This window comes from Arthrobacter sp. MYb227, assembly GCF_002975435.1.
Taxonomy (GTDB): domain Bacteria; phylum Actinomycetota; class Actinomycetes; order Actinomycetales; family Micrococcaceae; genus Paeniglutamicibacter.
This window is the reverse complement of sequence record NZ_PCPT01000019.1, coordinates 32979-47467: the sequence shown is the minus strand read 5'-3', so window position 1 is coordinate 47467 and position 14489 is coordinate 32979. Positions and strand designations below refer to the sequence as shown.

At 56.4% G+C, this 14489-nt stretch carries 17 protein-coding genes; 3 read left to right on the top strand and 14 right to left on the bottom strand.

Translation table 11 applies throughout. The features are described from left to right. Positions 1–231: 231 nt before the first annotated feature. From CQ018_RS19520 to CQ018_RS19500, 5 genes are all read right to left on the bottom strand, one after another. Positions 232–1002 carry a hypothetical protein gene (locus CQ018_RS19520; protein WP_105551683.1) on the bottom strand — a complete coding sequence of 257 codons (771 nt, stop codon included), beginning with the start codon at positions 1000–1002 and terminating at the stop codon, positions 232–234. Positions 1003–1251: 249 nt separating this feature from the next. Then, complete coding sequence (rlmB, locus tag CQ018_RS19515; RefSeq protein ID WP_105551682.1) at positions 1252–2253, bottom strand: 23S rRNA (guanosine(2251)-2'-O)-methyltransferase RlmB; 1002 nt, start codon at positions 2251–2253, stop codon at positions 1252–1254. Between the two features lie 104 nt (positions 2254–2357). Beyond that, entirely contained in the window at positions 2358–3827 is a 1470-nt protein-coding gene (gene cysS, locus CQ018_RS19510) for a cysteine--tRNA ligase (RefSeq protein ID WP_105551681.1), read from the bottom strand. 59 nt (positions 3828–3886) lie between these two features. Beyond that, on the bottom strand, positions 3887–5200 hold the full coding sequence (ispD, locus tag CQ018_RS19505) for a 2-C-methyl-D-erythritol 4-phosphate cytidylyltransferase (RefSeq protein ID WP_105551680.1): 1314 nt from the start codon (positions 5198–5200) through the stop codon (positions 3887–3889). 142 nt (positions 5201–5342) lie between these two features. Further along, positions 5343–5825 carry a CarD family transcriptional regulator gene (locus tag CQ018_RS19500; RefSeq protein WP_105551679.1) on the bottom strand — a complete coding sequence of 161 codons (483 nt, stop codon included), beginning with the start codon at positions 5823–5825 and terminating at the stop codon, positions 5343–5345. 308 nt (positions 5826–6133) lie between these two features. Between CQ018_RS19500 and CQ018_RS19495 the strand changes: the two genes are divergently transcribed. Beyond that, positions 6134–6664, top strand: coding sequence for a hypothetical protein (locus CQ018_RS19495; RefSeq protein ID WP_146111962.1), 531 nt, complete (start codon positions 6134–6136; stop codon positions 6662–6664). Between the two features lie 198 nt (positions 6665–6862). Here the strand turns inward: CQ018_RS19495 and CQ018_RS19490 are convergent, their stop codons facing one another. Together CQ018_RS19490 and CQ018_RS19485 are read right to left on the bottom strand one after the other, a co-directional pair. Continuing rightward, positions 6863–7543 (bottom strand): response regulator transcription factor, encoded by a 681-nt coding sequence (locus CQ018_RS19490; protein ID WP_105551677.1) that lies wholly within the window; start codon positions 7541–7543, stop codon positions 6863–6865. Continuing rightward, positions 7540–8760, bottom strand: a complete 1221-nt coding sequence (locus tag CQ018_RS19485) for a cell wall metabolism sensor histidine kinase WalK (protein WP_105551676.1) — start codon at positions 8758–8760, stop codon at positions 7540–7542. Before CQ018_RS19485 ends, CQ018_RS19490 begins: the two co-directional genes overlap by 4 nt. 182 nt (positions 8761–8942) lie before the next feature. Between CQ018_RS19485 and phoU the strand changes: the two genes are divergently transcribed. After that, positions 8943–9602: a phosphate signaling complex protein PhoU gene (gene phoU / locus CQ018_RS19480; RefSeq protein ID WP_105551675.1), complete on the top strand. Its 660-nt coding sequence runs from the start codon at positions 8943–8945 to the stop codon at positions 9600–9602. A 102-nt stretch (positions 9603–9704) separates the two neighbouring features. On the opposite strand, the gene CQ018_RS19475 is transcribed toward phoU, so the two are convergent. The 5 genes from CQ018_RS19475 to CQ018_RS19455 form a co-directional block, all read right to left on the bottom strand. Next, positions 9705–10007 carry a DUF4193 domain-containing protein gene (locus CQ018_RS19475; protein ID WP_105551674.1) on the bottom strand — a complete coding sequence of 101 codons (303 nt, stop codon included), beginning with the start codon at positions 10005–10007 and terminating at the stop codon, positions 9705–9707. Positions 10008–10194: 187 nt separating this feature from the next. After that, positions 10195–10494 (bottom strand): ArsR family transcriptional regulator, encoded by a 300-nt coding sequence (locus CQ018_RS19470; RefSeq protein ID WP_105551673.1) that lies wholly within the window; start codon positions 10492–10494, stop codon positions 10195–10197. After that, positions 10494–10703 (bottom strand): hypothetical protein, encoded by a 210-nt coding sequence (locus CQ018_RS19465; protein WP_105551672.1) that lies wholly within the window; start codon positions 10701–10703, stop codon positions 10494–10496. The genes CQ018_RS19470 and CQ018_RS19465 overlap by 1 nt, the downstream gene beginning before the upstream one ends. Positions 10704–10705: 2 nt before the next feature. Next, positions 10706–10981 (bottom strand): hypothetical protein, encoded by a 276-nt coding sequence (locus tag CQ018_RS19460; protein ID WP_105551671.1) that lies wholly within the window; start codon positions 10979–10981, stop codon positions 10706–10708. 190 nt (positions 10982–11171) lie between these two features. After that, positions 11172–11918 (bottom strand): phosphoglyceromutase, encoded by a 747-nt coding sequence (locus CQ018_RS19455; RefSeq protein ID WP_105551670.1) that lies wholly within the window; start codon positions 11916–11918, stop codon positions 11172–11174. 86 nt (positions 11919–12004) lie between these two features. On the opposite strand from CQ018_RS19455, the gene CQ018_RS19450 reads away from it, so the two are divergent. Continuing rightward, positions 12005–12856, top strand: a complete 852-nt coding sequence (locus CQ018_RS19450; protein WP_105551669.1) for an SAM-dependent methyltransferase — start codon at positions 12005–12007, stop codon at positions 12854–12856. Between the two features lie 124 nt (positions 12857–12980). Here the strand turns inward: CQ018_RS19450 and CQ018_RS19445 are convergent, their stop codons facing one another. Beyond that, entirely contained in the window at positions 12981–13289 is a 309-nt protein-coding gene (locus tag CQ018_RS19445) for a DUF2516 family protein (protein WP_105551668.1), read from the bottom strand. Between the two features lie 38 nt (positions 13290–13327). Then, entirely contained in the window at positions 13328–14470 is a 1143-nt protein-coding gene (locus CQ018_RS19440; RefSeq protein WP_105551667.1) for a PLP-dependent aspartate aminotransferase family protein, read from the bottom strand. Positions 14471–14489: the final 19 nt, after the last annotated feature.

Here is a 14489-nt window from a genome sequence, read left to right as displayed (position 1 = left end):
GCTTCACCCTCTCGGGCTACGCTTCGGTGTCCGGCGCGAGATATAACTATACGCAGAACCAGACCAAAAGTCCAAACCGCTAGTTCTTTGCATCCTTGCGCACAAAAAACCCCTAGAACTCAACGACAACAGCCCCTCCGGCAAGGAAAAGCAGCTCCCGGCGCACCAAATGCATATATGTGAGCTGTCGCACGCATGAAGTTTCGTGATGCGGCGTCGTAAATTTGCTCTCTACTCGCCCGTTTCGAAGCCCTCGGCTTGAACCTCGCAGATCGTATCGGGGTCTTGTGTTGAGTAGTGTCCCAGTGGATCCGCATATTCCACCCAGGTTCCGGTGGGCTCCAGATATTCAAAACGGTATTTTGCCCCGAGCCCGACCCCCGGAATAAAAATCTCCCAGATCCAACTATTACCAAGTCTGCGCATCGCATGGGATGACCCATTCCAAATATTGAAGTCACCGCATACCCGCACGGCAACGGCATCCTCGCAGCGAACAACAAAGCCTGTTCCTTCAACTTCCCCCATGGGTGAGGTGTAGTGCTGTTGATGCGCGCCGAGTAAACGTTGCTGAATTTCTTGACCACCGGTCCGGATCTTATACAGCTCAAGCTCCCCCAACCGAGGGGTATGACGGTACGGGTCATCGATGACCTGCGAAAGGCCTGCGGATTCCACGCGTTCAATGCGATAGTCAGGAACCCGTCCAATATCCTGGGCCTCAAGTAAGGCAACCCAGATATCTCCACGTTCGCGTTGCATCGGAGTAGCACCGGCGAAGCTGATGATATTTACCGAGTCGACTCCGCGTTGCAAAGTTCGCACCCCTACATGACCCACCAGGTTCAGGTGCGGGCCGAGCACAGCATGCGGTGCCCGATACTCGCCACGTTCAACTGCTTCAAGGACTGAAGGTTGTACATGAAGCAGGGCCCCAAGTGCTTGGTCACGTTGTTGCGGAGCAAAGTCTTGCGAATCTGTCTCCAATTGATCCAGAGCCATCAAACCCAACTCTCCCTTCAACTGTGTCTCTTCGGCGGACGAGTTATTATCCCCGCAGAAGGCTCACCTTATGTTTTGTGCAAGGCCGCCATACTGGTTAGTTCACCGAACCACCTAGTGCTCCCAACGCTACCCAGATTCTTGGTCCACGACTAGAGGTGGCAATACTCCGCTTAAACGTGAAGCGGTTCCCCACAATCCATGATCTGGATTGTGGGGAACCGCCCGAAGTTTTTTCTTGGCTTAGCTTTAGCCGCTACGCTTTCGCGAGACCTCATACAGCGTGATGCCCACTGCCATCGAGGCGTTGAGGGATTCCATGCCCGAGTTGATCGGGATCGAGACTATCGAATCGCAGTTTTCACGGACCAGGCGGGATAGGCCCTTGCCTTCGGAACCAACAACGATGCACAGTGGCTCGGTAGCAAGTCCCAGCTCCGGAAGGGAAACATCGCCTTCGCCGTCAAGACCAATGACGAAGACTCCGGCTTCCTTCATGCTCTTAAGCGTTGCGGTCAGGTTTGGTGCACGAGTCACCGGTACACGAACCGCGGCGCCGGCGCTGGTCTTCCAGGCCGAGGCGGTCAGGCCAACGGAGCGGCGCTCCGGAACGATGACGGCGTGAGCGCTAAAAGCGGAAGCCGAACGAATGATCGCGCCAAGGTTGCGTGGATCGGTGATGCCATCCAAGGCAACAAAGAGCGGAGCGTTCTTAATATGCCCCTTCTTGAACTTGGAGATAGTTGCCTTCACCGTTTCCAGTGCATCGGCATAGTTGTAAGGAGGGATCTGCAGAACCAGACCCTGGTGGATTGCCTCATCGGTCATCCGGTCAAGCTCGGGCTTGCTGGCTTCCAACACAGGAATACCACGTTCTGCGGCAATCTTAAGCGATTCGCGCACACGATCATCAACTTCGATGCGGATGGCAACGTACAGTGCCTTGGCCGGAATACCGGCGCGCAACGATTCAACAACCGAGTTACGACCCGTAACCAGTTCTTCGCTGTTCTTGGAGCGTCCGCCGGTGCTACGTCCGCGGGGGGCAGAGCCACCCTTGGTGTTGCCGCGCTTGGCTGCCGAGCGTTCGGCAAGCTCCTTGTTTTTGAACGCCTTGTGGTACGGGCGGTCTTCGGCCTTGGGAGTGGGGCCCTTGCCTTCTAGTGACTTGCGGCCGTATCCGCCGGTTCCGACGGAGGGGCCCTTCTTGCTCTTGCGTACGGCGCCGGAGCGCTTCTGTGCAGCAGACATGATGGTTAATTCCTTGGTTCGGGGCGGATTGCACGGCGATTTCACTCGCCGCCTACCCATTTTAGCGATACAGAGCGCAAAAACATTGCCCTTTGTGGGGCAACTTACGCTTTGAGGCTCCAACGGGCACCGTCTGCAGAGTCCTCTACAACGATTCCTGCGGCGGCTAACGTGTCCCGGATGGCATCCGAGCGAGCCCAATCCTTTGCTTCACGGGCCGCGGCACGGTCGGCAAGTTGAGCTGCAACCAGCACATCGAGCGCAGCACTTTGAGCGGCGTCGGAAGCACCACCGGGTTCAATGGTGTCGTCAAGACCCAGTGTGTAGGTCATGGCCATGACTCGTTGCATTGCCTCACCTGCAGTATCCAGATCGCCGGTCGCCAATGCAGTATTACCGCGGCGCACTGTTTCATGCAGCGCGGCAAGTGCCTGCGGCACGTTCAAATCATCGTTCATTGCGTTTTCGAAGGCCTCGGTCACCGCAAAGTGGTGCATGTCGATAGAGAAATCATCGTTGGGGCCAACATTGTGGATCCGGGCTAATGCGTTTGCAACGAAGGTATCGATGCGTTCCACGGCGGCAGTTGCCTCGGCCAGGGAATCCGGACGGTAGTCCAGCTGGGATCGGTAGTGTGCCTGCCCCAAGAAATAGCGAACCACGCGAGGGGTTGCCAGTTCCAGCATTTGCGCCGGAGAAATGGTGTTACCTATGGACTTGGACATTTTTTCGCCTTGGTAGGTCACCATGCCATTGTGCATCCAGAAATTGGCGAAGTCGTGACCCGCGGCCATGGACTGGGCCATCTCGTTCTCGTGGTGCGGGAAGCGCAAATCGAGGCCACCACCGTGGATATCAAAGGCGGTGCCCAGGTATTTGGTGACCATAGCGGAGCATTCAAGGTGCCAGCCCGGTCGGCCCGCTCCCCAGGGGCTTGGCCAGGAGGCGGTTTCTGGGTCGCTGTCCTTGTGGCCCTTCCACAGCGCGAAGTCGCGGGGGTCTTTTTTGCCGCGCGGATCTGCATCCGGGGCGCCCTGCATGTCAGCAACGTTTTGATGGGTCAGCGAGCCGTAGGCCGGGAAGGAACGCACGTCGAAGTACACATCCCCCGAATCATCAAGAGCCGGGTAGGCGTGGCCGCGCTCGATGAGTGTGGCAATCAACTGGTGCATCTCGGTGATGTGCCCGGTGGCGCGCGGCTCATAGGTGGGCCGGCGCACGCCAAGGGTGTCATAGGCCGAAGCAAATTCCTGCTCGAAGCGGTAGGCCAGAGCGAACCAGGCTTCGTTGGCGAAGTAGTCCGCGTCGCCTTCAAAGTCCGCGGAGAAGGAAGCCGCAGACTTTTCCAGGATCTTGTCGTCGATATCCGTCACGTTGCGGACCACTGTGACCTCAAAACCGCGGTTTTCCAACCAGCGAGTGAGGATGTCAAAGGCAATGGCGCTGCGCACGTGGCCCACGTGCGGCATGCCCTGCACCGTGGCACCGCAGTAGTACAGCCCGACCTTTCCCTCGATCAGGGGGACAAAGTCCCGGGTGGTTGCCTGCTTGGTGTCATAAAAACGGATGCTCACACACCCTAGGTTATCCGACCAATACAAGAAGCCACCGATTTTGTCTCAATGACCCTCGTTTACTTGGCTACCGAATAGACAAGCGCAGTTGCGTACGCCGTCACGCCGTCTCCAGTGCCTTCGTAGCCAAGCCCATCGGAAGTTGTTGCAGTAACGGTGATCGGTGCGCCGGCGGCCTTGCTCAAGACAGCGTCGGCTTCTAGCCGGCGGGCAGCGAATTTGGGACGTCTACCCACAAATTGCACTGCAACGTTTCCAATTTCGAACCCTGCGGCGCGTACCAAGCGTGCTGCCTCGGCCAGCAGGGTGATACCGGAGGCCCCTGCATATTCGGGACGATCTGTCCCAAAGTGTGTGCCAAGATCTCCAATACCGGCCGCTGAGAAGAGCGCATCGCAGGCAGCATGCGCTACGGCATCACCATCCGAGTGCCCGGACAGGCCGTGGTCTTCGGGGAAGTGCAGCCCGGCCAACCACATTTCGCGTGGTTCGCTGCGATCGGCAACAGCGTGGATATCTATTCCAATGCCGATGCGCGGGATCAGTACGGGGGATGCCGCGGTATTGCTTTGCTTCTGTGGCTGGCTCATGAAGTCCTCGTGCTCCGTTGTCTCGGTCTCAGATTGGCTCATGGGTGTTTGAGCCAGGATTGCTTGGGCAATGATCAGGTCCATGGGGGTGGTAATTTTTAGTGCCTCGTCGCACCCCCGGATTGTTGTTACTCGCTCACCAAGCATTTCTAAAAGCATCGCGTCGTCGGTGATCCTCCCGGCCCGCTCCGCATCCCACCCGGTTGCTTGCTCATGTGCGGAAATCAGTGTTGGTGCGTGGAATCCCTGCGGGGTTTGTACCGCTCGCAGGGATTCGCGTGCTGGTGTTCCATTGACGTAGAAATAGTCGCCGATCGGCTCGCGTGCAACACTCTTGATGGTGTCGATGACCGGAAGTACGGGGATCACTGCCTTGGCCCCACTGGCAAGAGTCTGCGCAACGGCATCAAAGACAGTGCCCGGAGTCAAACAGCGGGCAGCATCGTGAATGAGTACCGCTTGCGTCTGGGGGGCAAGGCACGAAAGCCCGGCCTGTACCGAGTCATTTCGGGTTGCCCCACCGTCGACGATGTGTGGGTTTACGCGGTGCGCTTTACAGCGTCGGGTCAGTTCCGTGTCATCGGGTGGGAGCACCACGATGACCTGATCGATGTTTGAGCTTTCGGCAATGTTATCCAGTGCGTGCTCCAGCAACGACCTACCGTTTAGTTGTACAAGAGCCTTGGGGATGCCGTAGCCCAGCCGGGTGCCGGCACCGGCAGCCACCACGATGACCGCGGTGTGCCGTAATGACTTGTTGCTGCTGCGCACATACTCTTTCATTTCACCAGAGTATCTGTGCCGGCGCCCGGCCTCGAATCAGCGGAGCGTCTACGATCAGCGGTAAAACGTCGATGGGGGTCCGGTACACCAAGTGGTGTTCCGGACCCCCATCGGGTCAAACCTTTAGTAATTCGTAAAATGCTTACGAGGCAAGAACCTCGTCAAGCACGCTTTCGGCCTTTTCTTCGTCAAGCTTCTTGGCCAGTGCTAGTTCACTGATCAGGATCTGACGTGCCTTTGCGAGCATTCGCTTTTCGCCTGCGGAAAGGCCGCGGTCGTTGTCGCGGCGCCAGAGGTCACGTACGACCTCTGCAACCTTGATAACGTCGCCGGAAGCAAGTTTCTCCAAGTTAGCCTTGTAACGGCGGGACCAGTTAGTTGGTTCCTCCGTAAACTCGGCCCGCAACACGTCAAAGACGTGATCCAGACCTTCTTGGCCAACTACATCGCGCACACCAACGAGGTCGACATTTTCTGCCGGAACTTCGATGGTGAGGTCACCTTGGGCAACCTTAAGCTTGAGATACATCTTCTCTTCACCCTTGATGGTGCGCATCTTGATCTCTTCGATCATTGCGGCACCGTGGTGCGGGTAGACAACTGTCTCGCCAACCTCAAAAACCATGTGGATAAACCCCTTTCCCGTTAACTAGTTTATCACGGGAATTGGGCAAATCGATTCGATGGACTCCCCTACTCCCTAGTAATGGCGCGGTTTTACCTCTTCACAAACGGTCAAAATAATGGTAGGCAGGTAGTTAACATTTCGTCGCAAGTTACCCCCGATGAGCACGCTGATGACACCTCTTCCCCGGGCAAAATCGTGCTTTCACCACAAAAACGACTACTCTAAGAGGGAGAGTGGCTGCCTTGGGTGCATCCTGTGTGCCCGCTAGCTCACCCGAACTCGAACCTGATTGAGGAGTTTGTGCCGTGATGACCGCACAGAAGAACCGTGCACGCCGCGCCGTTGCGGCAGCTGCACTGGCAGTTTTGGCCCTTGGCGTTACCAGCTGTGGCGCTATCAACGAACAGGCGACGACTTTCCAGTACGCCGCCTCCGATGGCATCGTCTTGAACGTTGCCGACCTTGAAGTGCGCAACCTGATGTTTGTCACCAAGAGCGCTACTGACGAGGCCCGTGTCCTTGGCTCCGTCGTGAACAACACCGCTTCCGCGCAGACCCTGGAACTGAAGCTTGCTACAGGCTCTGTCACTATCCCGGTTGCAGCAAAGAGCGTTGTAAAGCTCGAAGACGCAGCCAACAAAACAGTGCTGTCTTCCACCGGTGTAATCCCGGGCGAGCAGGCTAAAACCACGCTGAGCGTTTCAACTTCTTCGGACCAAGCCCTGGTTCCGGTAATTGATGGAACGTTGAAGGAATACCGTCAGTACGTACCCGGTGGTTTTGACCCGAGCGAAATGGCTCACCTGACGCCTTCCCCGAAGGCCGAAGGCCACTAAGGCTTTTATCTCCCCCGACATTTCATGGAGGGTGAGAAACGTTAATCCTCGTGGGTGGGGTACCGAAAGGTACCCCACCCACGAGGATTTTCTTTTACCTGCTACAGACCTAAACGGCCGCAGGACTCTAGCCCAACCTGGCATTTGGCTAGGTCAGGCTGGAGTCCTACGGCAACGCTCTATTCCTACCTTGTGGACCTAGGCCTCAAACTTGTAACCCAATCCGCGCACCGTCACCAGATGAACCGGGACCGCTGGATCTGTTTCAATCTTGGAACGTAGGCGCTTGACGTGAACATCTAGGGTCTTGGTATCCCCGACATAGTCTGAACCCCAGACACGGTCAATGAGTTGCCCACGGGTGAGGACTCGGCCCGTATTACGCAACAAGATCTCTAATAATTCAAATTCTTTCAATGGCATCTGTACCGGTGTGCTGCGCACCGAGACCACATGCCGTTCAACATCCATGCGCACCGGACCTGCGGCAACAATATTGCTGACAAGTTCCTCGGCTTCGCCCTGCCTACGCAGTACCGCACGGATTCGCGCTACAAGTTCGCGGGACGAATATGGCTTGGTGACATAGTCATCGGCCCCGAGTTCGAGACCCACGACCTTGTCAATTTCCGAATCCTTGGCTGTCAACATGATCACAGGAACCTGCGAGGTGGTGCGGATCTGTTTGAAGACCTCGGTTCCGGGCTGGCCCGGCAACATCAAATCCAGCAGCACCAAATCGGCGCCGTGACGCTCAAATTCGGTGACGGCGCTGAGCCCGTTATCGGCAATGCGAACCTCAAACCCTTCCTTTTCAAGCAGGTAAGAGAGTGGATCTGAGAGTGATTCTTCGTCCTCAACCAACAAAATACGGGTCATTCCTGGCCTCCTTCCGGCAGCGTCTTGGGTTTCGCTACCGTATTGTGCGCAAGATGCGTTCCCCGTTGGGGGGCCACCTCGCTGTTGTCTGGTGTTTCATCAAGAATTGGTAGTCGTACGGTGAAGGTCGATCCCTGCCCAGGCTGGGACCACAAGGTAATTTCTCCCCCGTGGTTTGCCACCACATGCTTGACGATGCTCAGGCCGAGCCCGGTGCCACCGGTTTGCCGTGAGCGAGCAGCATCTACCCGGTAGAAGCGCTCAAAGATTCGTTCTTGTTCATCTGCCGAAATACCTGGGCCCTGATCGGTGACCGAGATCTGGATCAGCCCGTCGCGATGTCGCAAGCCCACTCCGACAGTTGTGTCTTCCGGTGAATAGCGGATCGCATTATCAATGAGGTTGCGTAGCGCTGTCATCAATAGATCTCGGTCTCCAAAGATTGGCTGATCAGCTTCACCACCGACCAAGATTTTGATGCGTTTCTCCTCGGCGGGAAGCTTGTTTCTATCAACTGCCTCGGCAAGCACATCGTTGATGTCAACGCTTTCTCCCTGTGACATCACGTTGGTGCCCTGCAATCGGGAGAGCTCAATTATGTCTTGAACCAGGGCTGCCAGTCTGGCCGATTCCTTGTGAAGCCGAGCGGTGAAGCGTTGTACTGCTACCTCGTCGTCAGCAGCATTATCGATGGCTTCGGCAAGCAGCGAGATTGCCCCCACCGGGGTTTTTAGCTCGTGGGAAACATTTGCAACAAAATCATTGCGCACCGCTTCGGTTCTAGTGATTTCGGTGCGGTCATCGGCAAGTAGAAGGATGTATTCGTCACCCAGCGGGGCAACTCGCACATGAACAATCAGGCTTGAAGACCCTAGGGTACCGCGCGGTAACTCAAATTCGCGTTCGGCGATCACACCGTCGGCACGAACCTTCCGTGCCAGCAGGCGTAATTCCTCGTGGACAAGTGTATGACCGCGTACCAGCCCGTAGGCATAGGAAGCCGGGTTGGCGCGCACTACCCCGTCAACTTCATCGAGGATGACAAAGGCGCGACCAATCACCGAGAGTACCGCGGCTGCCCCTTCGGGCAACGTTGGTTCACCCACCATGGGCAGTCCGCGTCGGCTTCGCACCGATCCTCGATACGCCATGATGCCCACTACACCCAGGGCCAAGCCGGCCAGGCCCGCAATCACGGAAATCAAGACATCATTCACGTTCCCTAGCCTATCGGTAGCCGGTTCTTGGAAAGCGCGGTTCCTTACCCTTGGGCGACTCATTCACCTAACGTTCATCTTGATTCCCCGGTTGGTTCACCTGGTGCTGTAAGAATAGACATGAAAGTTCCGTCGTCCTTTTAATTGAGGGTTACGGTGTTACCTCACGAAAGGACGCCCGCGTGCGTAAGGTTTTCCAGGCCGACTTGCAGCAAATCGGTGAAGAGCTGATCCAGATGTCGCAGCTAGTGGCCGCGGCCATGGAACGGGCATATGAGTCTTTCAGCAACGCTGATATAGAGCTGGCCCAGGAAGTCATCGCCGAGGACGCCAAGATAGATTTCTTGCAAACTCAGCTCGATGAGCGTGCGATCGATGTTTTGGCGTTGCAGGGTCCCGTCGCCTCGGATCTGCGCATGATCGTTGGTTCGTTGCGCATGAGTGCCTCACTGGAACGCATGGGCGATTTGGCTCGCCACGTTGCCCAGTTGGCACGTCTGCGTTTCCCGCAGCAGGTAGTTCCGGCCTCAGTGGCACCAATTTTTGCCCAGATGGCCCATCTTGATATTGCCATCGCCAAGAAATTGGGAGGACTGCTTGATACGCGCGATCTCACGGTTGCGCGCGAGATCATCGAGCTTAACACCCAGATCGATAAGCTGCACGCCTCGATCTTCAAGATTGTTGCCACCGAAGAATGGAATGAATCGGCACCGACAACCGCCGATGTCACCTTGACCAGCCGCTACCTGGAACGCTTCGGTGATCATGGGGTATCTGTGGCGCGCAAGGTCTCCTACCTTGTCACCGGTGAGTGGGAGCCGGCAACCGAGGGTTTCTAGCACCACACGGCACTTAAAAACTAGACGCCGGTGCCCGAAGTGCCACGATATTATGTGTGTGGCGATTCGAGCATCGGCGTTGTTCTATTCTCTGTGGCGTTTCTAGCTCTCGCAGTCCCTGCAATAAGCAACACCGTTGGCTTCTCTAGCTAGTAGGGAGCGGTGTCGGATCAGGAAACAAGATCCGCAAATAAATTCATCATCTTCCTGTGGAAGAACCGTGACCGTGAGGTCTTCTTCTATTAGATCTGCGCCCGGCAGGTTTACCCCATCTGAGGTATCGGCCTCGTCGAGGTCTGCCGCGACGCTGCGTGCGTCTGGTGCATTTGCGGATTTCACCGCGTCTAGTGAGGCCTTGCGAGCCTCGGCTACGTCCGGCCGAACTTCATCATAATCAGTTGCCACGAAAAGCATTCCTTACGTCATTCAGTTACGTGCGTCGAGACAGCAGAGTACCGCATATGGATGTGAGTACAACCATATTTTGAAAGTTTCTTTACCAGCGCATAAACCATTCCCGTTTGCGTCTAGGAAATATGCACCCGGTGTTGCTCTTATGAGTGAACCTCAATAGAAGTTTCGCCGACGGCGCCTAGGACACATCCTGCAAGATCCTTGCCATATTGATACGCAGATCAAATTCTTTGAGCGAATACAGCTTGAGGGCTTTCCCATCGGGGGCAACGTCTGCGACACCGGAGATAAATCCGGCTTCCTCAAGCTTTGCCAGGTGCAGGTACAGTAACTGTCGACTCATCCCCACGCGTCGCGCCAGCTCGGAAACGTGCAATTCGCCCCGGGAAAGTTCCGCCAAAATACGTAATCGCGGCTCACTACCCAATGCGGCAAGTCTGCTGGCAAGCGATACCGCGGGGCCTTCTGCGAGGCTCATCAGGAGGGTAGGTCGTGAAGCGTCTTTTCCAGACGTTCCAAGCGCTGGTCAATTTCTTCGAGGCGCTCAAGCTGCTCCCGGTCCCGGACCAGGGCCTCATCGAGAATTGCCGGGGCATTTCGCTTACCCTTGCGCAGTAAGAGCACCGCGACGCAAATTCCCGCAAACGAAAGTAGCAGCAGGAACGGAACCAAAATTGAGGAATCCACGATTACTCCCCCACGTTCTGGAAGGTGCGTTCGATATTGCCTAGGCGATTTTCGATCGAGTCCGTACGGCGGGCTATCTCATCTTGAAGACTTTCCCGGCTGGCAGAGGTGGCTGTGCGCGTTTTGGTTCCGGTCAACAGCTTGAAGGTCAGCATGATCACCGCAACTACCAACGCCGCGTAGAACAAAATTCCTACCACCGTAACGGTAATTTCCCAGCCGTTGGGAAGCAACGGGTTTGTACCGGCTCCTTGGGCAAGTATGTGAAGCGGATTCATCGATTGCTCCTGCTGATTATCAGTGGTGGGTAGTCACAAGCATCGCACATGTAATAAAAATATTCCATGTGCATCTTCGCTGAGCAATCTAGCAATCAAAGCCAAAAAGGAGGCCTGAAGCTTTCCATGGCTGGAAAGCCCCAAACCTCCTGAGAGTTTCTCGGCGCAATCACCGAGAAATGAGAAACACTTAGTGGCGGCCCTGGTTTGCAACTGCCTTGATGGCATCGGCTGCAGCCGCCTCATCAAGGTACTTGCCGCCCGGGGTGACCGGGGTGAAATCCTCATTGAGTTCGTAGACCAGCGGGATACCCGTAGGGATGTTCAGGCCCGCGATTGCCTCATCGCTAATGCCGTCGAGGTGCTTGACCAGTGCGCGCAGTGAGTTGCCGTGTGCGGTGACAAGAACCGTCTTGCCTGCGGCAAGGTCCGGCTTGATCTCGCCTTCCCAGTACGGGAGCATGCGCTCAAGAACATCCTTGAGGCACTCGGTACGCGGGGCAGTGTCACCTAGGTCCGCATAGCGCGGATCATTGATCTGGCTGAATTCCGAATCGTCGGACAATGCAGGTGGCGGGGTGTCGTAGCTACGGCGCCATTCCATGAACTGCTCTTCACCGTATTCGGCCAGGGTCTGTGCCTTATCCTTGCCCTGCAGGGCCCCGTAGTGGCGCTCGTTCAAACGCCAGCTGCGCTTGACCGGGATCCAGGACAGGTCTGCGGACTCTAGAGCCAGGTTCGCGGTGATGATTGCGCGCTTGAGCAGTGAGGTGTGCAGTACTGCCGGAGCCAGACCGGCCTCGGTGAGCAGCGTGCCGCCGCGGGTAGCTTCGGCACGGCCCTGCTCGGTGAGCGTGACATCGTACCAACCGGTGAACAAGTTCTTTTCGTTCCACTCGCTTTGCCCATGGCGCAGCAGGATCAGGGTGTAAGTCATACATCCCATTCTAGGACGCGTGAAGTGCCTTACTTTCCTTCATGACGTGCGCTAGAGGCGGTGTTGGACACTTTAGGATTAAAGCAATGGTTCAGAAAGCGACTCGGCTTGGCGGACGGTCGCGTACCGGTCGCCCGCTGGGGCATACCACCCGTGGCACTACTAATCCGAACCGGATGCGGCGGGTTGACCGCTGGTTGACCGGTCCCCAAGGCTGGCGGCTCAGGCCATCCACCACCGGAGCCCCACCCATAGCCGTGGATCTTGGATATGGTGCATCCCCCAGAACCGCTGTCGAATTCTTTGAACGCGTACGCGCCGTTTCCCCACAGGCACGCGTTTTTGGCGTTGAGATTGAACCCGAACGTGTGGCTCGCGGAACCGCTCTAGACGTCAATGGTCTCGAGTTCCGTCTGGGTGGCTTTGAAATCCCGGTCGAATCCCCGGTAACAGTGATTCGCGCCTTCAACGTACTACGTCAATACGACGAGGCAGACGTTGCAGGCATCTGGTCAACCATGTGCTCACGCCTCACCGATACTGGTGTACTCATCGAAGGCACCTGTGATGAGGTTGGCAGGCGCAGCTCCTGGGTTGCGGTGACCAAAGATGGACCGCAAACCCTCAGTATTTCTTTACGTTTTGGAGCTTTTGAGCTCCCCTCCGATGTTGCTGAGAGCTTACCCAAGGCCTTGATTCATCGAAATGTGGCAGGTGAGCGTATCCACGAATTTTTGCAGGCCGCCGACGCCGCATGGCTTGCCGCCGCCCCGCTTGCCTCCTTTGGCAATAAACAACGTTTTGTTGCCATGTGCCGATCCCTACGCTCTAATGGATGGCCCATTTGTGATTCTGCCTCGCGTTGGCGCCTAGGTGAAATGACCGTGCGATGGCAAGCAGTTGCCCCGCGCAGCGGTGATCTCGCGCATCCGAACTGATCCCTTAGCCTTTTGTTGTGTTAAAAATCGGTGGTGGCCGAGGAATTCCCTGTGTAGGATTTCCTCGGCCACCACCATCAAATTTAGTGCCAGCACCGAGCCTTATGGCTTCACTGCCTAGTTTTTAGTACGGGTAGTATCCGCCCTTGCCGGATACCGCAGGTTTTACATCTGCGAGATATACGCAGGCAACGCAGGCAGCAACCAGCTGAAAAATTCCGCCGCCACCGCTGCCCGAGAGCGCCGTCAGTCCGCAGACTAAGGTTGCGGCAGCGGTCAATGCCATCCAGAACGGCTTGGTCCGTTTGCCTTCGCGTACAAAATTCGCCGCAGGACGGCGAACAGCATCAACCAATGCCATTACGGCAATGACCGCAGCAACAAGGCTCAGCGCTCGAAACAAGTAGACCTCAAACAGCAATGCGAATCCCATATGTTTAGCTTAGCGTCAGCAGCACCCCACACGCTGTATTAAGAACTCTTCAGGGCCAAATCAAGATCGGCGAAGAGATCATTGACGTTTTCAATGCCAACGCTTAGGCGTACAAGGTTTTCTGGCACGCTCTCCGGTTCCCCGGTGTGCCGGCGACGTCGTTCGGCCAACGATTCGACTCCACCCAGGCTGGTAGCTGGGGTCCACAGTTCTAAGCGAGCCAACATCTCATCCGCGGCTTGCGCACCACCTGTGATTTCGATGCACAAGATTGAGCCAAAGCCATCCATCTGGGATTTGGCCCGCTGATACCCGGGGTCGGTTTCAAGACCTGGGTATCGAACCTTTGATATTGCGGGATGTTCACTCAGGCGCCGGGCAAGCTCTCGCGCATTGGCCTCGGCCTTTTCGAGTCGTAACGCCATGGTACGGATGCCACGTAACGTCAGCCAGGCCTCAAAGGGGCCGGGGACCGCACCGTGCAGAGTGCGCATACCGTGAAGTTTGGCTCGTAAATCCGGGCTGCGGGTCACCACTGCGCCGAGCACCACATCCGAGTGTCCACCCATATATTTTGTTGCCGAATGCACAACAACATCTGCGCCGTGTTGCAAAGGGCGCTGGAGCAGCGGAGTGGAGAAAGTGTTATCCACGATGCTGAGCACGCCCTGTTCCTTGGCACCGGCCAACAGTGCCGGAAGGTCGGCTACTTCGAGCATGGGGTTGGTGGGAGATTCCAACCAAGCCACATCCGCACCGTCAAAGGCTTTGAGTGTCGCGTGGGTATCTGCCAATTCGACCCGGCGCACCGTGAGATTCAGCGTCTTTTCTAGTTCTGCAACTAACGCGAGCGAGCCGTTATAGGCGTGGCGTGGAATCACAATGGTCCCACCGACCGGTATCAATGAAAGCCCGGCCGCTACCGCTGCCATGCCCGAGGCATAGGCCAGGGCCGGAAGCTGGCTATCTTCAAGCTTTGCAATTGTTTCTTCCAGCGGGTCCCAGGTGGGATTCGTGAAACGCCCATAAACTTTTTCACCGGCCGTTGATTCACCCAATGAATAGAACGTTGAGGAAAGCACTATAGGTGGGTTTACGGGTTCATCGGTTTTGTGCGGTGGTCGCCCGGAGGCCACCACAATGGTCTCCGGAGCCCAAGAAGAGTTATTGCCAGCAGTCATGTTTTTCAGGTTACTCCGC